This window comes from Streptomyces sp. NPDC001868, assembly GCF_040297125.1.
In the GTDB taxonomy this organism is placed as follows: Bacteria; Actinomycetota; Actinomycetes; order Streptomycetales; family Streptomycetaceae; genus Streptomyces.
Map to the genome: position 1 here is coordinate 114979 of NZ_JBEOYO010000024.1, position 21552 is coordinate 136530.

General features: G+C 72.1%; 20 protein-coding genes. 16 read left to right on the top strand and 4 right to left on the bottom strand.

The window, feature by feature from the left end; genetic code table 11:
• Positions 1–195: 195 nt before the first annotated feature.
• The 10 genes from ABT147_RS26470 to ABT147_RS26515 all read left to right on the top strand — a co-directional run bounded on the left by ABT147_RS26470 (position 196) and on the right by ABT147_RS26515 (position 13216).
• Positions 196–813 (top strand): TetR/AcrR family transcriptional regulator, encoded by a 618-nt coding sequence (locus ABT147_RS26470; RefSeq protein ID WP_351410418.1) that lies wholly within the window; start codon positions 196–198, stop codon positions 811–813.
• Positions 814–1182: 369 nt separating this feature from the next.
• Complete coding sequence (locus tag ABT147_RS26475) at positions 1183–3450, top strand: molybdopterin oxidoreductase family protein (RefSeq protein WP_351410420.1); 2268 nt, start codon at positions 1183–1185, stop codon at positions 3448–3450.
• Between the two features lie 121 nt (positions 3451–3571).
• Positions 3572–5044, top strand: coding sequence for a CitMHS family transporter (locus ABT147_RS26480; RefSeq protein ID WP_351410422.1), 1473 nt, complete (start codon positions 3572–3574; stop codon positions 5042–5044).
• 102 nt (positions 5045–5146) lie between these two features.
• Positions 5147–6433 (top strand): MFS transporter, encoded by a 1287-nt coding sequence (locus tag ABT147_RS26485; protein WP_351410424.1) that lies wholly within the window; start codon positions 5147–5149, stop codon positions 6431–6433.
• A gap of 100 nt (positions 6434–6533) precedes the next feature.
• Positions 6534–7151, top strand: a complete 618-nt coding sequence (locus ABT147_RS26490; protein WP_351410426.1) for a hypothetical protein — start codon at positions 6534–6536, stop codon at positions 7149–7151.
• Between the two features lie 58 nt (positions 7152–7209).
• Positions 7210–8103, top strand: a complete 894-nt coding sequence (locus ABT147_RS26495; RefSeq protein ID WP_351410428.1) for a class F sortase — start codon at positions 7210–7212, stop codon at positions 8101–8103.
• 142 nt (positions 8104–8245) lie between these two features.
• Complete coding sequence (locus ABT147_RS26500; RefSeq protein WP_351410430.1) at positions 8246–8776, top strand: DUF3574 domain-containing protein; 531 nt, start codon at positions 8246–8248, stop codon at positions 8774–8776.
• A 205-nt stretch (positions 8777–8981) separates the two neighbouring features.
• The gene (locus ABT147_RS26505) at positions 8982–10370 is read left to right on the top strand and encodes an aldehyde dehydrogenase family protein (protein ID WP_351410431.1); all 1389 of its coding nucleotides are present in this window, start codon (positions 8982–8984) and stop codon (positions 10368–10370) included.
• Between the two features lie 91 nt (positions 10371–10461).
• Positions 10462–11547, top strand: a complete 1086-nt coding sequence (locus ABT147_RS26510; RefSeq protein WP_351410433.1) for a Zn-dependent alcohol dehydrogenase — start codon at positions 10462–10464, stop codon at positions 11545–11547.
• A 337-nt stretch (positions 11548–11884) separates the two neighbouring features.
• Positions 11885–13216 (top strand): MFS transporter, encoded by a 1332-nt coding sequence (locus ABT147_RS26515; RefSeq protein ID WP_351410435.1) that lies wholly within the window; start codon positions 11885–11887, stop codon positions 13214–13216.
• A gap of 57 nt (positions 13217–13273) precedes the next feature.
• Here ABT147_RS26515 and ABT147_RS26520 read toward each other — a convergent pair whose 3' ends face one another.
• Positions 13274–14269 (bottom strand): DMT family transporter, encoded by a 996-nt coding sequence (locus ABT147_RS26520; RefSeq protein ID WP_351410437.1) that lies wholly within the window; start codon positions 14267–14269, stop codon positions 13274–13276.
• A gap of 95 nt (positions 14270–14364) precedes the next feature.
• The gene (locus tag ABT147_RS26525; RefSeq protein ID WP_351410439.1) at positions 14365–15012 is read right to left on the bottom strand and encodes a TetR/AcrR family transcriptional regulator; all 648 of its coding nucleotides are present in this window, start codon (positions 15010–15012) and stop codon (positions 14365–14367) included.
• Positions 15013–15085: 73 nt separating this feature from the next.
• Between ABT147_RS26525 and ABT147_RS26530 the strand changes: the two genes are divergently transcribed.
• The 5 genes from ABT147_RS26530 to ABT147_RS26550 all read left to right on the top strand — a co-directional run bounded on the left by ABT147_RS26530 (position 15086) and on the right by ABT147_RS26550 (position 18986).
• On the top strand, positions 15086–16237 hold the full coding sequence (locus tag ABT147_RS26530) for an acyl-CoA dehydrogenase family protein (protein ID WP_351410441.1): 1152 nt from the start codon (positions 15086–15088) through the stop codon (positions 16235–16237).
• Between the two features lie 93 nt (positions 16238–16330).
• The gene (locus ABT147_RS26535) at positions 16331–16618 is read left to right on the top strand and encodes a YiaA/YiaB family inner membrane protein (protein ID WP_351410443.1); all 288 of its coding nucleotides are present in this window, start codon (positions 16331–16333) and stop codon (positions 16616–16618) included.
• A gap of 118 nt (positions 16619–16736) precedes the next feature.
• Positions 16737–17363 carry a TetR/AcrR family transcriptional regulator gene (locus ABT147_RS26540; protein WP_351410445.1) on the top strand — a complete coding sequence of 209 codons (627 nt, stop codon included), beginning with the start codon at positions 16737–16739 and terminating at the stop codon, positions 17361–17363.
• A 205-nt stretch (positions 17364–17568) separates the two neighbouring features.
• Positions 17569–18285 (top strand): endo-1,4-beta-xylanase XynA, encoded by a 717-nt coding sequence (gene xynA, locus ABT147_RS26545; RefSeq protein ID WP_351410447.1) that lies wholly within the window; start codon positions 17569–17571, stop codon positions 18283–18285.
• Entirely contained in the window at positions 18282–18986 is a 705-nt protein-coding gene (locus tag ABT147_RS26550) for a polysaccharide deacetylase family protein (protein WP_351410448.1), read from the top strand. The genes xynA and ABT147_RS26550 overlap by 4 nt, the downstream gene beginning before the upstream one ends.
• A gap of 46 nt (positions 18987–19032) precedes the next feature.
• Here the strand turns inward: ABT147_RS26550 and ABT147_RS26555 are convergent, their stop codons facing one another.
• Entirely contained in the window at positions 19033–19494 is a 462-nt protein-coding gene (locus ABT147_RS26555; RefSeq protein WP_351410449.1) for a MaoC family dehydratase, read from the bottom strand.
• A 108-nt stretch (positions 19495–19602) separates the two neighbouring features.
• On the opposite strand from ABT147_RS26555, the gene soxR reads away from it, so the two are divergent.
• On the top strand, positions 19603–20151 hold the full coding sequence (gene soxR / locus ABT147_RS26560) for a redox-sensitive transcriptional activator SoxR (RefSeq protein ID WP_351410450.1): 549 nt from the start codon (positions 19603–19605) through the stop codon (positions 20149–20151).
• 59 nt (positions 20152–20210) lie between these two features.
• On the opposite strand, the gene ABT147_RS26565 is transcribed toward soxR, so the two are convergent.
• Positions 20211–21287 (bottom strand): RNA ligase (ATP), encoded by a 1077-nt coding sequence (locus tag ABT147_RS26565; RefSeq protein ID WP_351410452.1) that lies wholly within the window; start codon positions 21285–21287, stop codon positions 20211–20213.
• Between the last annotated feature and the right edge of the window lie 265 nt (positions 21288–21552).

Consider the following 21552-nt stretch of genomic DNA (forward strand, 5'->3'; position numbering starts at 1 on the left):
ACAGATCGGGTGCATCGGGCGGACAGGGAGAACCGGATCGGGAGGGGATCCGTCCTGTCAGTGCGGTGCCTTAGTCTCCCGGCAGGCTGTGGTCGTGCGGATGTTTGCCGTTCTCACGTCCACTGCTGAGCGGGGGCGGCGGTAGCGCCCGTACTGATATTCGGAAGGCTCATCGGACCTCGGCGGAAAGGCATCATGAAGCCCGTGTCCCAGGCGACCTCCCTGCGCCGCGCACCCGTGCAGCGGCGCAGTGCCGAACGACTGACCAGGATCCTCGACGCCTGTGCCGACCTCCTCGACGAGGTGGGCTACGACGCGCTGAGCACCCGTGCCGTGGCGTTGCGCGCGGGTGTGCCCATCGGCTCCGTCTACCGCTTCTTCGGCAACAAGCGCGCGATGGCCGACGCGCTCGCCGAACGCAATCTGGACCGTTTCACCGATCGGGTCAGCCGCCGTCTCCAGGCGACGGGCGGCCGGGACTGGCGCACCGCGATGGACGCCGTCCTCGACGAGTACCTCGACATGAAGCGCAACGCCCCCGGCTTCGCCCTCATCGACTTCGGCAACCAGATCCCCGTCGGCGGCGGCCGCCAGGAACCCAACCACCTCGTCGCCGACCGGCTGTCCGAGCTGCTCTCCGCGTTCATCGACCGCACCCCCGACGAGGACCTCCGCCGCACCTTCCTCATCGCCGTCGAGACCGCCGACACCCTCGTGCACCTGGCCTTCCGGGTCTCCCCGGAGGGTGACGCCCGGATCATCCAGGAGATGCGGGAGCTGCTGCGGGCGTATCTGGCGCGCGTGCTGGACTGACACCGGACGGCCGACCGGGCGACCGGACGACCGGACGACGACCGGACGACCGGGCTCCCGAGCGGAGCCGGCCCCGGCGCACGGTGTCTCCGGGCGGGGGTGCGGGCGGCCCGGGCCGGGGGTGCGGGTTGTCCGGGCCGCGCCTCCTGTCCAGCCCCGGCCGCGCCTCCCGGCCGGTGCCAGGGCCGGGACCCGCCCGGTGCCGACCGGCCCCCGCCCCGGTGACCGTCTCGCGAATTCCCGACAAGACCCCGGCAGACCCTCCCCCCGATGCATACCGGTCGGTATGCTCGACTCCGGTGCCCCGTGTTCCCCTGTGCGCGGCCCCGTCCGAGCGTCACCGTCGCCGCCGCCCCTCCGGGAGGACCCGTGTCCACCACCATCGACTCCCGCACCGCCCTGCGCGTCTGCCCCCTCTGCGAGGCGACCTGCGGGCTCACCCTCACCATCGAGGGCACCCGCGTGACCAAGGCGCGCGGTGACCGGGACGATGTGTTCAGCAAGGGGTTCATCTGCCCGAAGGGCGCCTCCCTGGGGGCCGCCGACGGGGACCCGGACCGGTTGCGCACCCCGCTGGTCCGCAGGGACGGCGAGCTGCGGGAGGCCACTTGGCAGGAGGCCTTCGACGCCGTCGCCGCCGGACTGCGGCCCGTCGTCGAGGCCCACGGACCGAACGCCGTCGGCGTCGTCCTCGGCAACCCGAACGTCCACACCGTGGCCGGCGCCCTCTACCCGCCCGTCCTGCTCGCCGGCCTCGGCACCCGCAGCCTGTTCACCGCCTCCACGGTCGACCAGATGCCCAAGCACGTCTCCAGCGGCCTCCTCTACGGCGACGCGCACGCCATCCCCGTACCGGACCTGGACCGCACCGACCATCTGCTGCTGCTCGGCGCCAACCCCCTGGAGTCCAACGGGAGTCTGTGCACCGCCCCCGACTTCCCCGGCAAGCTCAAGGCCCTCAAGGCGCGCGGCGGCACCCTCACCGTCGTCGACCCGCGCCTGACCCGCACCGCCAAGCTCGCCGACCGGCATGTGGCGATCCGCCCGGGGACGGACGCGCTGCTGCTCGCGGCGATGGCGAACGTCCTCTTCGAGGAGGACCTCGTCGATCTCGGGGACCTCGTCCCGCATGTCCAAGGGGTCGAGGAACTGGCCGCCGCCGTACGGGAGTTCACGCCCGAGGCGGTCGCCGACGCCTGTGACGTCGACGCCGGGACCGTTCGCGCGCTCGCCCGCGAACTGGCCGCCGCGCCCACCGCCGCCGTATACGGCCGCATCGGCAGCTGCACCGTCCCGCACGGTACCCTCGCCAGCTGGCTCGTCGACGTCCTCAACATCCTCACCGGCAACCTCGACCGGCCCGGCGGCGCCCTCTTCCCGCAGTCCGCGACCGACAAGACGCCCCGGCCAGCCGGACCCGGCCACGGCTTCACGCTCGGCCGCTGGCACAGCCGGGTGAGCGGCCACCCCGAGGCCAAGGGCGAACTGCCGCTGTCCGCGCTCGCCGAGGAGATCGACACCGCGACCCCCGAGGGCGGCCCGATCCGCGCCCTCGTCACGATCGCCGCCAACCCCGTGCTCTCCGCCCCCGACGGCGACCGCCTCGACAAGGCGCTCGACTCCCTGGACTTCATGGTCAGCGTCGACCCGTACCTGGGCGAGACCGCCCGCCACGCCGACGTCGTCCTGCCGCCGCCTCCGCCCTCCCAGGCCCCGCACTACGACTTCGCGCTCAACGCCTTGGCCGTGCGCAACCAGGTCCGCTACAACCGTGCCGCCGTCCCCCTGGAGGACGGCCGCATGGCCGAGACGGAGATCCTCGCGCGGCTCGTCCTGGCCGCCACCGGGATGCACGGCGCCGACCCCTCCGCCGTGGACGACCTGGTCATCGGCCAGACCCTGGGCAAGGCCGTGAAGGAGGCCCACTCGCCCGTCCACGGCCGGGACCCGAAGGAACTCGCCGGTCTGCTCACGGGCGACACCGGCCCCGAGCGCCGGCTCGACCTGATGCTGCGCCTCGGCCCGTACGGCGACGGCTTCGGCGCCGAACCGGACGGCCTGACCCTCGCGAAGCTGCTCGACCACCCGCACGGCATCGACCTCGGGCCGCTGAAGCCGCGTCTGCCGCAGCCGCTGAAGACGGTGAGCGGCAAGGTCGAACTGCTGCCGGGGCCGATCGTCGACGATCTGCCGAGGCTCCGCACCGCCCTGCGGGAGCGCCCGGACGGCCTGGTCCTCATCGGCCGCCGCCACCTCCGCTCCAACAACAGCTGGCTGCACAACATCCCCGCCCTCACCGGCGGCACCAACCGCTGCACCCTGCACATCCACCCCGACGACGCGGACCGCCTCGGCCTCGCCGACGGCGACGCCGTACGGATCAAGGGCGCCGGGGGAGAGGTCACCGCTCCCGCCGAGGTCACCGACGTCGTACGGCGCGGTGTCGTCAGCCTTCCGCACGGCTGGGGACACGACCGTCCGGGCACCCGGATGAGCCACGCCGCGATCGACCCGGGCGTCAACGTCAACCAGCTCCTCGACGGCTCCCAGCTCGACCCGCTGTCGGGCAACGCGGTCCTCAACGGCATCCCCGTGGAGCTGGTCCCTGTCGCGGCCCGAGCAGGCGCAACGCTGTGACCTGGAGTTCTGCTCTTATTGCTCGCATGTCAACGTCTTGTTAAGGCTTGTGGACCCGCCCTAACGTCGTCGCACCGCCGGTGCCCTGGTGGGAGTTCAAGGGCGAACGTTAGGTATCCACATGTTGACCATCCTCGGCTTCGCCATGATCGCGACCTTCCTGGTCCTGATCATGATGAAGAAGATGTCGCCGATCGCGGCGCTCGTACTGATCCCCGCGCTCTTCTGCGTGTTCGTCGGAAAGGGAGCCCATCTCGGCGACTACGTCATCGAGGGGGTGGGCAACCTCGCGCCCACCGCCGCGATGCTGATGTTCGCCATCGTCTACTTCGGCCTCATGATCGACGTCGGTCTCTTCGACCCGATCGTCCGGGGCATCCTGAAGTTCTGCAAGGCCGACCCGCTGCGCATCGTCGTCGGCACGGCCCTGCTCGCCGCGATCGTCTCCCTGGACGGCGACGGCTCGACCACCTTCATGATCACCGTCTCGGCGATGTACCCGCTGTACAAGCGCCTGAAGATGAGCCTGGTCGTCATGACCGGTGTCGCCGCCACCGCCAACGGCGTGATGAACACGCTGCCCTGGGGCGGCCCGACCGCCCGCGCCGCCACCGCGCTCAAGCTCGACGCCGGCGACATCTTCGTCCCGATGATCCCCGCGCTCCTCGTCGGCCTGCTCTTCGTCATCGTCCTCGCCTACGGCCTCGGCCTGCGCGAGCGCAAGCGCCTCGGGGTGCTGAGCCTCGACGAGGTGCTGGAGCAGGAGAAGATCGTCAAGGACGAGGAGACGTCGGAGAAGTCCGGCACCGAGGAGACCGTGCTCGTCGGCGCGGGCGCCTCGTCCGCCGCCGCCGGCTCCGGTGACGGCAAGGGCCGTACGACGAAGGCCACCGGCGGAGCGGGCTCCGGCACCGACGCCGACGCCGAGGACGACGAGGCGGACGACGCCCGCCTCCAGGGTCTGGACCCCAACCGCCCGACGCTGCGCCCCAAGCTGTACTGGTTCAACGCGCTGCTCACGTGCGCGCTGCTCACCGCCATGATCATGGAGTTGCTGCCGATCCCGGTGCTCTTCCTGCTCGGCGCCGCGCTCGCCCTGACGGTCAACTTCCCGCACATCCCCGATCAGCGGGCCAGGCTCGCCGCCCACGCCGACAACGTCCTCAACGTCTCCGGCATGGTCTTCGCCGCCGCCGTCTTCACCGGCGTCCTCCAGGGCACCGGCATGGTCGACTCGATGGCCAAGTGGATCGTCGACGGCATCCCGGCCGGCATGGGCCCGCACATGGCCCTCGTCACCGGCTTCCTGAGCCTGCCGCTCACCTACTTCATGTCCAACGACGGCTTCTACTTCGGTGTCCTCCCGGTCCTCGCCGAGGCCGGTGCCGCCCACGGTGTCTCGCCGCTGGAGATCGCCCGCGCCTCCCTCGTCGGCCAGCCGCTGCACATGTCCAGCCCGCTGGTGCCGGCCGTGTACGTGCTCGTGGGCATGGCGAAGGTCGACTTCGGCGACCACACGAAGTTCGTGGTCAAGTGGGCGGCGGCGACCTCGCTGATCATCCTCGGCGCCGGTGTGCTGTTCGGCATCATCTGAACCGTGGAACCCGGCCCTCTCGCCCAGGTGGACCTCAAGTCCCTCCGACCGGGCTGGAGTTCCCTCGAACCGGCGTGAACGTCCCCAAGGAGGACCCGCATCGTGAGGCCCGGTAGGAACTGCGGCTGGCTGCTCCGCCTCGTCATCGCCTTCAGCTTCGCGCAGGGGGCGGTGTCGATGGCCAGGCCCGCCGTGTCCTACCGGGCCCTCGCGCTGGGCGCCGACGAGCGGGCGATCGGTGTGATCGCGGGGGTCTACGCCCTGCTCCCGCTGTTCGCCGCCGTCCCGCTCGGCCGCAGGACCGACCGGGGCCGGTGCGCGCCCCTGCTGCCCGTGGGCGTCGTCCTCATCTCCGGCGGCTGCGTCCTGAGCGGCCTGGCGAACTCGCTGGTGACGATGGCCGTGTGGAGCGGTGTGATGGGCCTCGGTCACCTCTCCTTCGTGATCGGCGCCCAGTCACTGGTGGCCCGCCAGTCCGCGCCGCATGAACACGACCGCAACTTCGGCCACTTCACCATCGGCGCCTCCCTCGGCCAGTTGGTCGGCCCGATCGCCGCGGGCGCCCTGATCGGCGGCGCGGACATGGCCCGTACGAGCGCCCTGGCACTGGTGGTGGCGGGTGCGGGGGCGGCGGTCGCGTTCACCTCGCTGTGGCGGATAGAGCGTCCGGTCGAGCCCAAGTCCCTTACCGCACAGGGCAAGCGGGTGCCCGTGCACCGCATCCTGCGCACCCGCGGAGTGCCCGGCGGCATCTTCATCAGCCTCGCCGTGCTGTCGGCCACCGACATCCTCACCGCGTATCTGCCGGTGGTCGGCGAGGACCGGGGCATCGCGCCCTCGGTGATCGGCCTCCTGCTGAGCCTGCGCGCGGCGGCGACCATCGCGTGCCGTCTGGTGATGACACCCATGCTGCGGTTGCTCGGCCGGACCGCGCTGCTCACCGTCACCTGTGTGCTCGGCGCGGTGCTGTGCGCCGGGATCGCGCTGCCCGTCCCGGTGTGGGCGCTGGCCCTGATCCTCGCGGCCCTCGGGTTCTGCCTGGGCGTCGGACAGCCGCTGTCCATGACCACGGTGGTGCAGGCCGCGCCGGACGAGGCCCGGTCCACCGCCCTCGCGCTGCGGCTGACGGGCAACCGGCTGGGGCAGGCCGGGGCCCCTGCCGCCGCCGGTCTGATCGCCGGGGTCGCGGGCGTGGCCGCGCCGTTCGTGATGCTCGGCGCGCTGCTGCTGGTGTCGTCGGGCATCGCCCTGCGCTCACCGGCGCAGCCGGGCCGGGGGAGCGGCAAGCGTGAGAAGAAGCGGGAGAAGAAGCAGGAGAAGAAGCAGGAGAAAAAGCGTGGGAAAGGTCCGCCGTCGAGTGCGGCTTTGGGCCGGAAGGGGGATATCTGACGGGTCGTCGGGCGCGGCTCCGCCCCCGTCCGGTGCGATGTGACAGAGAGTCAGGCGAAAGAGCGATTTGTGTGAAAATCGTCTGACTCGGAGGTTCTGCATGTCCACCTCGTCCCGCCCGCGCCCCGCCGGAGTGCGCGCGAGTGCCGCCGCCGTCCTCGCGGCACTCACCGTCACGGGAGCCAGCCTCATCACGGCACCGGCCGCCGTCGCCGCCCCCGGCGACCCCGAGGTCGTGATCCACAAGGTGGGCTTCCCGTTCGACAACCAGCGCAACCAGCAACTGGTCTGCGACTTCTACCTCTCCGCCTTCAACTTCCCCGAGGACTCCACGCCGTCGCAGCGCATCGCCTGGACCATCGACCGGCAGCCCCGTGACCCCCGCACCGACCCCATCGCCACCGGCGAGATCACCCTCGCGGCCGACGGCACCGGACACAGCACACCCGTGGCGCCCGAGGACGCGGCCCGGCTCCCCAACGGGGACTACGTGCTGACCTGGAGGACCATCGGCGGGACGCTGGAGGAGGGGCGCAGGGACATCAACGTCAACTGCCCGCTCGCCGGTCCCGAGGGCGCCGTCCCGGCCGGCGGCGGCGGTCTCGCCCTGACCCAGGACTTCGCGCCGGTCGCCGGTGCGGCCACCGTGGGCCTCGCCGCCGTCGGCGGGGTGGCCTATCTGCGGCTGCGCCGTCGCCGCGCCGATGGCGCCGCGTAGACGCCGGCCGAGGCCCTGGTACCGGACGCGCGCCTACCGCCTGACGCGGACGGTCGTGATGACCGTCGCGCTGGTGGTGGGCGGCGTCCACTTGGCGGAGAACAGGGAGCGGACCGTACCAGCCGAGGCCCGCTCCGCCTGGGCCGACACCGGGGCGCGCGATGCGGGGGCGCCGCGCGCCCAGGCGTCCCTCTACTTCACGCCCCCGCCACCGGACGAGCCCGCGCGCACCGCGTCCCCCAGGTCGGCCCCCGACCAACGGGCCGACCGAACGGATCCCACTCCCGCCGATCCCACCGCCCCGGCAGGGGGCACCGACCCGGCCGGGCAGGCGAGCCAGGCGCCCGCAGCGCCGACGGGGCCGGCCTCCGCAGACGCCACGGGGGCGCCCACCGCCCCGGCACCCGCCGAGCCCGTACGGCCCGCCCCCACCACCAGACCGGCCGCGCCGAAGAATCCCGCCCGGCCCCGTACGCTGCCGCCCTCCCCGGCGAAGACCGTCGCCATCCCGTACCTCGGCATCGAGGCACCGGTGATCGGGCTCCGCCTCGACGAGCGACGCCGGCTTCCCGCGCCACCGGACGACAAGCCCAAGCTGGTCGGCTGGTACGAGGAGGGACCCGCGCCCGGCGGGCCCGGCACCGCCGTCGTCGTCGGACACCGGGACACCCGGACGGGCCCCGCCGTCTTCGCCGCGCTGGACGTGATCAAGCCCGGCCGCATCGTGGAGGTCCAGCGGGCCGACGGCCGCACCGCCGTCTACACCGTGGACGCCGTGAAGTCCTACGAGAAGGACCGCTTCCCCAGCAAGGAGGTGTACGGCCACCGGGGCCGCCCCGAGCTGCGCGTGATCACCTGTGGCGGGGTGTACGACCGGCGGAAGGGCTACGCGAGCAACGTCGTCGTCTTCGCCCACCTCACCGCGACCCGGGAACCCGCGCGCACGCCGTGAGCAGACGCGCAAGCCGGGGAATCAGCGCGCGGGGCGTGCGTCGTACGCCTCGGCGAGCCCCGGGGGCGTACGGGCGCACGCGCGGCCCGGCCCCGGCGCGGCCGACGCATCCGGAACCGGTGATACCGCTAGAGGTGGACGCATGACCTCGCACCCCACCCCCACGCACCCCCACACCCCCACGAACCCCACCGGCACGGGTGCCCGTGCCCGCCGCAGCTTCACCCGTGCCCGGGTCGCCCTCGCGGCCACCGTCTGTCTGCTGGCCGTCGGCGCCCCGACCGCGTACGCCACCTTCGCCGAGGACGCCCCCATGGGTTCCGTGGTCGCCCCGGCGCGCGGCACGCCGTACGTCGAGACGCGGCTGCTCTTCGGCACCGAGCGGCCCGACGGCGGTCCGGCCGTCACCGACCAGCAGTTCACGGCCTTCGTCGACCGGGAGGTCACCCCCGGGTTCCCGGACGGGCTGACCGTGCAGGAGGGGCGCGGACAGTGGCGGGACGCGAGCGGGACGATCGAGAAGGAGCGGTCGTACGAGCTGATCCTGCTGTATCCGGTGTCGGCCGCCGCCGCGAGCGATCCGAAGATCGAGGAGATCCGCGGCGACTACCGGAAGGCGTTCGGGCAGGAGGCGGTCGCGCGGGTCGACGACAGGACGCGGGTCGACTTCTGAGGCGGGACCGCCCGTCAGAGCCGGGGTGGGGCCTCCGCACCCGGGTATGCCTCCGCGCCCAGGTCGGTGGCTCCCCGCCCGGATGGTGCCTGCGCGCCCGGGGCCGCCGACGAGTCGTGCCTCACTCCCGGGGGCTCTGGTGCCGGAAAACTATCAGGGCTAGTTTTTGGGGCGGACGACACGGCCCCGCCCGGGAGGCAGCACGATGAAGGCACACGACGGCATGTACATCGGCGGTACCTGGCGGCCCGCCGCCGGCGCCGACACGATCGAGGTCGTGAACCCGGCCGACGAGCAGGTGATCGACCGGGTCCCGGCGGGCACCGCCGAGGACGTCGACGCCGCCGTGCGCGCCGCGCGCGCCGCCCTGCCCGGCTGGGCCGCGACCCCGCCCGCCGAACGGGGCGCGCTCATCGGGGCCCTCCGGGACGCGCTCGCCGCGCGCCGGGAGGAGATCGCCGAGACGGTGACGGCGGAGCTGGGCTCGCCGCTGCCGTTCTCCCAGCGGGTGCACGCGGACCTGCCGGTCGCGGTCGCCGGCTCGTACGCCGAACTGGCCGCGAAGCACGCCTTCGAGGAGAAGGTCGGCAACTCGACCGTCCACCACGAGCCGATCGGCGTCGTCGGCGCGATCACCCCCTGGAACTACCCGCTCCACCAGATCGTCGCCAAGGTCGCGCCCGCCCTCGCCGCCGGCTGCACGGTCGTCCTCAAGCCCGCCGAGGACACCCCGCTGACCGCCCAGCTCTTCGCCGAGGCCGTCCACGAGGCGGGCGTACCCGCCGGGGTGTTCAACCTGGTCACCGGTCTCGGCCCGGTCGCCGGACAGGCGCTCGCCGAGCACGAGGGCGTCGACCTGGTCTCCTTCACCGGCTCCACGGCGGTGGGCCGGCAGATCGCCGCGACCGCCGGGGCCGCCATCAAGAAGGTCGCCCTCGAACTCGGCGGCAAGTCCGCCAACGTGATCCTCCCGAGCGCCGACCTCGCCAAGGCGGTGAGCGTCGGCGTCGCCAACGTCATGTCCAACTCCGGCCAGACGTGCAGCGCCTGGACCCGCATGCTCGTCCACACCTCCCGGTACGACGAGGCCGTCGAACTGGCCGGGGCGGCCGCCGCCAAGTACGGCGACCGTGTCGGCCCGCTCGTCAACGCCAAGCAGCGGGCGCGGGTGCGGGGTTACATCGAGCAGGGTGTCGCCGAGGGCGCCCGGCTGATCGCGGGCGGCGCCGAACCCCCGCGCGAGCAGGGCTACTTCGTCAGCCCCACCGTCTTCGCCGACGTCACCCCCGAGATGACGATCGCCCAGGAGGAGATCTTCGGCCCGGTCCTGTCGATCCTGCGTTACGAGGACGAGGACGACGCCCTGCGGATCGCCAACGGCACGGTCTACGGACTGGCCGGCGCCGTCTGGGCCGGCGACGACAGCGAGGCCGTGGCCTTCGCCCGCCGCATGGACACCGGTCAGGTCGACATCAACGGCGGGCGCTTCAACCCGCTGGCCCCGTTCGGCGGTTACAAGCAGTCGGGAGTGGGGCGCGAGCTGGGCGCGCACGGCCTGAGCGAGTACCTGCAGACCAAGTCCCTCCAGTTCTGAGCACGTTCGGGCCGGGGCCCGGGCCCCGGCCCGACGGCTGGGGGCCCGGCCGAGCAAGTCGTCGTCCAGCGAGCGTAGGAGAGTCGTCCCCATGGCCGTTCGAGCCGCCGTACTGCCCGCCGTCGGTGCACCGTTGGAGATCACCGAGATCGAACTGCCGGACCCCGGGCCCGGTCAGGTCCGGGTGCGGCTGGCCGCCGCCGGAGTCTGCCACTCCGACCTGTCGCTGTCCGACGGCACCATGCGGGTGCCGGTGCCCGCTGTGCTCGGCCATGAGGGCGCCGGCACCGTCCTCGCGGTCGGCGACGGGGTCGGTCATGTCTCGCCCGGCGACGGCGTGGTCCTCAACTGGGCCCCCTCCTGCGGGAGTTGCCACGCCTGCACGCTCGGCGAGGTGTGGCTGTGCGCGAACGCGCTCGTCGGGGCCGGGAACGTGTACGCCCGGCGCGCCTCCGACGGCGCCGACCTCCACCCCGGCCTGAACGTGGCCGCCTTCGCGGAGGAGACGGTCGTGGCCGCCGGCTGTGTCCTCCCCGCCCCGGACGGCGTCCCGCTCACCGACGCGGCCCTGCTCGGCTGCGCCGTCCTCACCGGCTACGGCGCGGTCCACCACTCGGCACGGGTCCGGGAGGGCGAGACCGTCGCCGTGTTCGGGGTGGGCGGGGTCGGGCTGGCCGCGCTCCAGGCCGCACGGATCGCGGGCGCGTCCCGGATCGTCGCCGTGGATGTCTCCCCGGCGAAGGAGGAGCTGGCGCGGGCGGCGGGCGCCACGGAGTACGTCGTCGCCTCCGAGGACACCGCCCGAGAGATCCGCGCCCTCACCGGCAAGCAGGGGGTGGACGTCGCCGTGGAGTGCGTGGGCCGCGCGGTCACCATCCGGACGGCCTGGGAGTCGACCCGGCGCGGCGGACGCACCACCGTCGTCGGCATCGGCGGCAAGGACCAGCAGGTCACCTTCAACGCGCTGGAACTCTTCCACTGGGGCCGCACCCTCTCCGGCTGCGTCTACGGCAACTCCGACCCGGCCCGCGACGTCCCCCTCCTCGCGGCCCACATCAACGCCGGCCGCCTGGACCTGTCCGCCCTGGTCACCGACCGCATCGCCCTGGACGAGATCCCGGTGGCCTTCGACAACATGCGGGCGGGCAAGGGCGGCCGGGCTTTGGTGACGTTCTGATTCGACCGCGGGTCCGGTGGGGCTTCTCGCGCAGTTCCCCGCGCCCCTGAAAAGCAGGGGCTGCGCCCCATGCTTTTCAACCCTCAGCCCCGTCGCCTCTCAGGCCCGCAGCCCCGTCGCCCGCCATTCAGGCCGACGGGGCCGTGGTCTTTCAGGCCCGCAGGGGCCTGAATCTTTTAGGGGCGCGGGGAACTGCGCGACCAGCCCCCACCCACCGGCACCCGAAAACCCACCCCCCGCCCCGAACCCATCCATGCACGACCGTTGACCCACATACCGTCCGGTCAGTACGTTCCTCTTCCCCGGAACGTCCCCGCACCCACCGGAGTGTGCTCGCATGGACACCGCTCCCCCTTCCGTCCCCGTCCCCGTCACCACCCCCCGCCCCCAGAGCCACCGCAAGGTGGCCACCGCCGCGGCCCTCGCCTCGGCGGTCGAGTGGTACGACTACTTCGTCTTCGGCATAGCCGCCGCCCTCGTCCTGGGCGACCTCTACTTCCCGGCCGGCAGCTCCTCCGCAGGAGTCCTCGCCGCGTTCGCCGCCTTCGCCGTCGGCTTCCTCGCCCGCCCCCTCGGCGGCATCGTCGCCGGTCACCTCGGCGACAAGCGGGGCCGCAAACCGATGCTGGTCCTGGCCCTCACCCTGATGGGCGTGGCCACCACCGCCATCGGCCTCCTCCCCACGTACGAGACCATCGGGATCGCCGCTCCGATCCTGCTCGTCCTCCTCCGTGTCGCGCAGGGTGTCGCCGTCGGCGCCCAGTGGGGCGGCGCGATGCTGCTGGCCACCGAGTACGCCCCGGAGGGCAAGCGCGGGGTGTACGGCAGCTTCGTCCAACTCGGCGTGCCCATCGGTGTGGTGAGCGCCAACACGATGTTCCTCGTCGTGGGCGCGACCACCAGCGACTCGGCGTTCGCGGCCTGGGGCTGGCGGGTGCCGTTCCTGGTCGGCCTGTTCGTCCTCGGCCTCGCCTGGTACATCCACCGCCATGTGGAGGAGACCCCCGAATTCCGGGCGGCGGAACGGGAGTTGGCGGAGAAGGAGAAGGGCGAACAGAGCTCCCCGCTCCGGACGATCCTCCGCGACCACCTCGGCACGGTCTTCCTGGCCGGCGGCTCCTTCGCCGTGAACACCGCGACCTTCTACATCCTCATCACCGGTGTCCTCGACTACACCACCCGCGAACTCGACATGAAACGCAGCGCGGTCCTCACCGTCTCCCTCTGCGTCAGCCTCACCCAGCTGATCCTGATCCCCGCCGCCGCGGCCCTCTCCGACCGCGTCGGCCGTATCCGGGTCTACGCGTTGGGCGCGGCCGGCATCGCCCTGTGGGCCGTCCCGATGTTCCTGCTCATCGACACCGGTTCCCTGCTGTGGCTCGCCGTCGGCACGTTCGTCGCCGGCTGCTTCCTCAGCATCATGTACGGGCCGCAGGCCGCCCTGTTCGCCGAGCTGTTCACCCCCGAGATGCGCTACACGGGAGCCTCCCTCGGCTACCAGATCGCGGCGGTCCTCGGCGGCGGCCTCGCCCCGTTCCTGATGGTCCTGCTCCTGGAGGCCACCGGCACGTCCATGGCGGTGTCCGCGTACATCATCGCGCTCTCGGTGATCGCGCTCGTGTCGATCAAGATCCTCGCGGGAAGGGCGAGTTCACGAGCGGACGGCTAGTGAGCGGAGGGCCGGCCCCGTGCGCCGAGAGTCAGGGCCTGTCGTTCGGATCATGTTCTAGTCCCGCGCGGCCCGCCCGTGCTGCTGCCGCGCCCCCGGATCCACATCCGTGGGCGCGGCACCGGCCGCGCTCGCCGCAGGGCCGGCCGTCTCCCGCGTACGGGCCCGGGACCGGGACACCGCCACCCCCGCCAGACACAGCGCGCCACCGGCCAGGGTGAGCAGCCCCGGTACCTCGCCGAGTGCCAGCCAGGACATCAGCACGACCAGCGCGGGCACGGCGTACGTGGTCGCGCCCATCCGGCTCGCGGTCGTACGGGCGAGGGCGTACGCCCAGGTGGTGAAGGCGAGGGCGGTCGGGAACACGCCCAGGTACACCATGTTGAGGGTCGCCGAGACCGGCGCGTCCGCGGCCTCCCGCACCAGTTGCCCGGCGAACGGCAGGCACACCACCGCGCCGACGAGACAGCCGAACGTGGTCACCTGGAGGGGGCTCGCCGCGCCCAGCGCGGGCTTCTGCGCGACGACCCCGGCCGCGTATCCGACGGCCGCGAGGACGCACAGGACGACGCCCAGCACCGAGGCGCCGCCCTCGCCGGACATCGACAGCCCGACGGCGACCGCGCCCGCGAACGACACCGCCATGCCGGCGAGCAGCCGGGGCGGCATCGGGTCGCCCAGCAGCCGGGCGCCGAGCAGGGCGATGAGGATCGGCCCGATGTTGACGACGAGCGCCGCCGTGCCCGCGTCGACCTGCTGCTCGCCCCAGTTCAGGGCGACCATGTAGAACCCGAACCACAGCACCCCGGACACCGCGATCCCCCGCCATGCGGCCCGCGGCGGCAGCCCCTCCCGGCGCACCAGCCAGATCGCGCCCAGCGCCAGCGCCCCGGCCAGCAGCCGCCCGAGCGCCAGCGCGCCCGGCGAGTACGCCTCCCCGGCGCTGCGGATCGACACGAAGGCCGAGGCCCACAGCACGACGGTGACGACGGCCGCCCCCGCCGCGAGCAGTTCGACCTTGCGGGTGGGCGTGACCTGGGAGTGGTTCGTCATGGGGTCGAGGCTAGGCGGGGAGGACCCGCGAGGGCTCGCGGTTTTCGGACGCCGAGGTCGCCTGCCCGCCCGTCCTCACCTCGGGCGCCGGGTGCCTAAGCACCCCCGCCCCGCCGCACCCCCTCGTACTGCTGCTCCAGCCCGTCCAGCAGCGCCCGCAACCCCACCTCGAACGCCCGCTCGTCCACCTTCTCCTGCTGCTCGGCCAGCAGATGGGCCTGCCCGAGATGGGGATAGTCGGCCGGGTCGTACGCGCTCTCGTCGTCCACGAACCCCCCGGCGAACGACCCGATCGCGGACCCCATGATGAAGTACCGCATCAACGCCCCGACGGACGTGGCCTGTGCCGCCGGCCACCCCGCCTCGACCATCGCCCCGAACACGACGTCGGCGACCTTCAGCCCCGCGGGCCGCCGTCCGGGCCCCCGGGCGAGGACGGGCACGATGTTCGGATGGTCGCGCAGGGCGGACCGGTAGGAGACCGCCCAGTCGTGCAGTGCGGTCCGCCAGTGCCGCCCGTCCTCGAACATCGACAGATCGACCTGCGCGCTCACCGAGTCGGCGACGGCTTCCAGGATCTGGTCCATGGTGCGGAAGTGGTTGTAGAGGGAGGGCCCGCTCACCCCCAGCTCGGCGGCGAGCCGCCGGGTGGAGACCGCCGACAGCCCCTCCGCGTCCACCAGCGCCCGCGCCGTCTCCACGATGCGGTCGGTGCTCAGCAAGGGCTTGCGCGGTCGGGCCATGGCGCACATAGTAGGGCTGAGCCGCTAAAACTAGCAGTGGTAATTTAAATGGGAACGGATGAGGGGCGGGCGCGTGAACCTGGAGCTCAGCGAGGAGCAGACCGCCGTACGCCGGCTCGCGAGGGATTTCGTCGAGCGCGAGATCGCCCCGCACGTCATCGCCTGGGACCGCGCCGAGAACGTCGACCGGGGCATCGTGAAGAAGCTCGGCGAGGTCGGCTTCCTGGGGCTCACCGTCGACGAGGAGTACGGCGGCTCCGGCGGCGACCATCTCGCGTACTGCCTGGTCACCGAGGAACTCGGCCGCGGCGACTCCTCCGTGCGCGGCATCGTCTCCGTCTCCCTCGGCCTGGTCGCCAAGACGATCGCGGCCTGGGGCGGCGAGGAGCAGAAGCGCCGCTGGCTGCCGGGGCTCACGGCGGGGGAGTACGTCGGCTGCTTCGGCCTCACCGAACCCGGCACCGGCTCCGACGCGGGCAACCTCGCCACCCGGGCCGTCCGGGACGGCGACGACTTCGTCATCAGCGGCACCAAGATGTTCATCACCAACGGCACCTGGGCCGATGTCGTCCTCCTCTTCGCCCGCTCCACCGACGCCCCCGGCCACAAGGGTGTCTCCGCCTTCCTCGTCCCCACCGACACCCCCGGTCTGACCCGCCGCGCCATCCACGGCAAGCTCGGCCTGCGCGGTCAGGCCACCGCCGAACTGGTCCTCGACGGCGTCCGGGTCCCCGCCTCCGCGATGCTCGGCCCGGAGGGCAAGGGCTTCACCGTCGCCATGTCCGCGCTCGCCAAGGGCCGGATGTCGGTCGCGGCCGGCTGTGTCGGCATCGCCCAGGCCGCGCTGGACGTGGCGGTGCGGTACGCGGGCGAGCGCGAGCAGTTCGGCAAGACCATCGCCCACCACCAGCTCGTCCAGGAACTCATCAGCGACATCGCGGTGGACGTCGACGCCGCCCGGCTCCTGACCTGGCGTGTCGCCGACCTCGTCGACCGGGGGCAGCCCTTCGTGACCGAGGCCAGCAAGGCCAAGCTCTTCGCCTCCGAGGCCGCCGTCCGCGCCGCGAACAACGCCCTCCAGGTCTTCGGCGGCTACGGCTACATCGACGAGTACCCGGCCGGAAAACTCCTGCGCGACGCCCGAGTGATGACCCTCTACGAGGGCACCAGCCAGATACAGAAACTGCTCATCGGGCGCGCCCTGACGGGGGTTTCGGCGTTCTGAGCCGGAGTTCTGAGTACGCGCGGCCCGCGCCGCGCGCCGATCTGAGTATCCGAACGGATGTGGCTCGAACCACACCTGTCGAACCATGTCCCCATGAGTGAGACACCGGTCAAGCAGCAGAACACGGCGGCCTTCTACGGCCAGGCCGTCTCGTCCTTCGCCGTCGCCATGACGGCCACCGCCGTCGGTATCTACCACCTCGACGCAGACACCTGGGTCCGCGCCTTCCTCGCCATCGCCGTCCTCTACCTCGTGACCTCGTCGTTCACCCTGGCCAAGGTGATCCGCGACCGGCAGGAGGCCGGGCGGATCGTCAGCCGGGTCGACCAGGCCAGACTGGAGAAGCTCCTCGCGGAGCACGACCCCTTCGAGAAGCTCTGACGTCTCCGCGAAGCCCCGCTCCGCTCCTGGGCGGCACAGCCCTGAACGGGCCTTCTAAGCGCTCGCTCACCTTTCGGCGGTATGGTGGTGCCCAGCCATCGGAAGGGGCGAGCGAGCGATGAGTACGGCGGAGGACACGGCGGGCGGCGAGCCGCAGCCGTGGGGCGAGGTCAACCCGGACGCGGCCCGGCGGCTGCTGGTGGCCGCCGTGGAGGCCTTCGCCGAGCGTGGCTATCACGCCACGACGACCCGTGACATCGCGGGCCGCGCGGGCATGAGCCCCGCCGCACTGTACATCCATTACAAGACGAAGGAAGAGCTGCTCCACCGGATCAGCCGCATCGGGCACGAGAAGGCCCTCGACGTCCTGCGCACGGCGGCCGACAGCGAGGGCACCCCGGCCGACCGCCTCGCCGAGGCCGTACGCTCCTTCGTCCGCTGGCACGCCGGGCAGCACACCGTGGCCCGCGTGGTCCAGTACGAGCTGGACGCGCTCGGCCCCGACGCCCGCGCCGAGATCGTCACCCTCCGCCGGGAGAACGACGCGGCGGTGCGCGGCATCATCGAGGACGGTGTCGCCGCCGGTGACTTCGACGTCCCCGACGTCCGCGGCACCACCATCGCCGTCCTCTCCCTCTGCATCGACGTGGCCCGCTGGTTCAACGTCAACGGCCCGCGCACCCCCGACGAGGTCGGCTCCCTGTACGCGGATCTCGTCCTGCGCATGGTGGGCGCGAAGAAGTGACCTCGGCGATCGGGTCGTTCTTCGAAACATTCGAGGATTCGGGCCCGGGGTCCTGACCGCCCTCTGTGGGTCATGGCGCATCTTCGCTGGTGTGGACCGCGAATGTTTCGGGGTCGATGCCGAAAGCATTGACAGTTGACAGGAGCAGTCCAACACTCCCCGGGTGACAGGGCGAACCCCACAAGCCCGAGGAGGACGCGCGCGTATGAACGACGCACCCGCACCCGCATCTGCCCCCGCACCCACTCCCGCCCAGCCTCCGAGCCGCAGGCTCTTCATGACCGGTCTCTGCGCGACCGCGGTGGCCGCCGCGACCACGGTGGCCCTGCCCGGCACCGCCCACGCGGACACGGTCGTCACCAGCAACCAGACCGGCAGCAACAACGGCTTCTACTACTCGTTCTGGACCGACGCCCCGGGCACGGTCTCCATGACCCTGGCCTCCGGCGGCAGTTACCGGACCTCCTGGCGGAACACCGGGAACTTCGTCGCCGGCAAGGGCTGGAGCAACGGCTCCCGCAGGACCGTCACCTACTCGGGCTCGTTCAACCCGTCCGGCAACGCCTATCTGACCCTCTACGGCTGGACGGCCAGTCCGCTCATCGAGTACTACATCGTCGACAACTGGGGCACCTACCGGCCCACGGGCACGTACAAGGGCACGGTCACCAGCGACGGCGGCACGTACGACATCTACAAGACGACGCGGTACAACGCCCCGTCCGTCGAGGGCACCCGCACCTTCGACCAGTACTGGAGCGTGCGTCAGTCGAAGCGGACGGGCGGCAATATCACCACCGGCAACCACTTCGACGCCTGGGCCCGCGCCGGAATGCCCCTCGGCAGCTTCCGGTACTACATGATCATGGCGACCGAGGGGTACCGGAGCAGCGGCAACTCCAGCATCACGGTGGCCCCGTGAGCACCGGACCGCGCCGCTGGTCGCGTCGCCTGGGGAAGCGGCTGGCGGTCGTGGTGACGGCCCTGGCGAGTGCCGTCCCCCTCACGCTCACCGCCGCCGAGGCCGCCCCGGCGCGGGCCGCCGCCTGCAACGGATACGTCGGGCTCACCTTCGACGACGGCCCGTCCGGCAGCACATCGGCCCTGCTCAACGCGCTGACACGGAACGGGCTGCGGGCCACCATGTTCAACCAGGGCCAGTACGCCGCGGCCAACCCCGCGCTGGTGCGGGCCCAGGTCGCCGCCGGTATGTGGGTGGCCAACCACAGCTACACCCATCCGCATCTGACCCGGCTGAGCCGGGCGCAGATCGACTCGGAGATCGCCCGCACCCAGCAGGCCATCGCCGGCGCGGGCGGTGGTACCCCGAAGCTGTTCCGGCCGCCGTACGGCGAGACCGACGCGACGGTGAAATCGGTCGCGGCCGCACACGGCCTGACCGAGATCATCTGGAACGTCGACTCGCAGGACTGGAACGGCGCCAGTACGGACGCGATCGTGCGGGCCGCCGCCCGGCTCACCAACGGTCAGGTCATCCTCATGCACGACTGGTCCGCCAACACGCTCGCGGCGGTCCCGCGCATCGCGCAGGGGCTGGCCGCCCGAAACCTCTGCGCCGGGATGATCTCACCGCAGACCGGCCGGGCGGTCGCACCCGGGTAGGAGCACACGAAGTGGCGCGGCGGTCACGCACGCCGCGCCACGGGGCTCAGAAGTAGTACCGCGACACCGACTCCGCCACACAGACCGGCTTCTCGCCGCCCTCGCGCTCCACGACCACGGCGGCCGTGACCTGCACCCCGCCGCCCGCCTCGGCGACCTCCTGGAGCGTGGCGGTGGCGCGCAGGCGCGAGCCCACCGGGACCGGCCCCGGGAAACGGACCTTGTTGGTGCCGTAGTTGACGCCCATCTTCACGTTGTCGACCTTGAGCACCTGCGGAACGAGCAACGGCAGCAGGGACAGCGTCAGATAGCCGTGGGCGATGGTCGTCCCGAAGGGCCCGGCCGCCGCCTTCTCCGGGTCCACATGGATCCACTGGTGGTCACCGGTGGCCTCGGCGAAGAGATCGATCCGCTTCTGGTCGACCTCCAGCCAGTCGCTGTACCCCAGCTGCTCACCCACCGCCGCCTTCAGTTCCTCGGCGGACGTGAAGATCCTCGGCTCTGCCATGTCCCGGCCTCCCTGATCCCAGATATCTAAGCAACTGCTTAGCATGGTCGGCCGCGCGCCCCCTGTCAACGGACCGCGACCCTGTCGGGTGTGGGTAGGCTCGGAGGGGTGCCCCAGATCCCTGAGAAGATCCACGAGTTGACCGTCGGCCAGCTGTCGGCCCGTAGCGGTGCCGCCGTCTCCGCGCTGCACTTCTACGAGTCCAAGGGGCTGATCAGCAGCCGCCGCACCACGGGCAACCAACGCCGCTACAGCCGGGACACCCTGCGGCGCGTCGCCTTCGTCCGGGCCGCCCAGCGCGTCGGCATCCCCCTCGCCACGATCCGGGAGGCGCTCGCCGAGCTGCCCGAGGAGCGGACGCCCACCCGGGAGGACTGGGCCCATCTCTCCGAGGTCTGGCGGTCCGAGCTGGACGAGCGGATCAAGCAGCTCAACCGGCTGCGCGACCACCTCACCGACTGCATCGGCTGCGGCTGTCTGTCCCTGGCCACCTGTGTGCTGTCCAACCCCGACGACGTCTTCGGCGAACGGCAGTCCGGCTCCCGCCTCCTGGTCGAGCGCCGGACGGCCCGCGACCGGCAGCCGTCGCCGCGCGCGGTCGAACAGGTCGAACACGTCCGACAGGCAGGACAGGAGGAGCCCGGAAGCTGCCGCTGAGCAGCTCCCGGGCTCCCCGGACCCCCACGAGTCCCCCGAAGATCCCGTGGGGGCCGGTCTCACTCGTACTCGGTGCCGCCCTTGCGGGTCAGATACGCCGGGCTGACCGCCTTCGCGACGGCCCGTCCGCCGGTCACCGGGCTGTACCGCTCGACGGCCGGCCGGATCACGACACCCTCACGCAGATGCAGATCGCGTCCGGAGACCGTCTCCCGGCCGGTGGCCACCTCCAGCACCCGGTCGACGGCGTACGGGCCCTCGTACAGCCTCGGCACCAGCGGCAGTTCGCCGTCGAGCAGTTCGGACAGCTCCGCCGAGTCCAGCCAGCGGACGTGGCCGTCGATGTCGGCGGAGACGTCGAACACGGCGTACCCGAGCGTGTCCCGGCGGCCGTCGGCGCCGTACGTCAGGTCCTGCACCCCCGCGCCGTACACCTCGCCGAAGATCCCGACCCGGCGCGCCCCGAGCCGCTCGGCGAGCCGGGCCGCGGCCTCGGTGACCTTGTGTCCGTGGACGGCACGCCAGTACAGGTTGCGCGGGTCCTCCTTCAGGGCGAGCGACTTCGAGCCGAAGCCCTTCGAGGACACCTGGACACGGCCGTCCTCGGCGAAGTACGTCACCAGGCAGGCCGTGCCGTGCAGCTTCTCCGTCAGGACGATCCGCTCGCCGGGCGTGAAGATGTCGGGATAGCGCTGGATGTTCTCGATGTCGACCCAGGGCAGCAGATCCGGCGCCGACTCGACCTCGCCACTCATCGTGGGCGGGATCGGCGGCACCCACTTCACGATGCCGAGCCGCTCCGCGAAGTCCGTGCCGTCCGTGACGGCGGCCGACAGATCCACGCCCGCGAGTGCCCGAGGGCGGCAGACGATGCCCTGCGACAGCTCGCCCCGCAGCCGTACGGCTTTGACCCGGTCCGACCTGCCGCCGGCGAGCCGTCCGGTCAGCCCCAGCTCCTCGATCAGCCCGGCCGGGAGCACGGACTGCTCCGGGATGTAGACGGCGGTGTCGCCGGTGCGGTACGCGCCCTTGGTGACGACGGCTCGGTACAGGCCGACCTGGGCCAGTTCCAGCGCGTCGGCGTTCGGGTGTTCGTGGATCGTCAGCACTTCGGCGGTGACGCGCAGCGTCGACATGGGGGCGCTCCTCGGTTTCCTGGGTCGCTCAGGGCTGTTTCATCGCCCCCAACTGTCCGCATAGGAAAGGGGTGGAGCGAGCGAATTCGGCGTTGGTAGGGTCGCGGGCTTCGGTCGATGCGGTCGGGTGGTCGGTCGGTCGGTGGGCGGGTGCGGGTCCGGTGGGGGCCGGTCGCGCAGTTCCCCGCGCCCCTGAAGGCAACGGCCCCTGCGGGCCGTTGAAAAAGCACGGGGCGCAGCCCCTGCTTTTTCAGGGGCGCGGGGA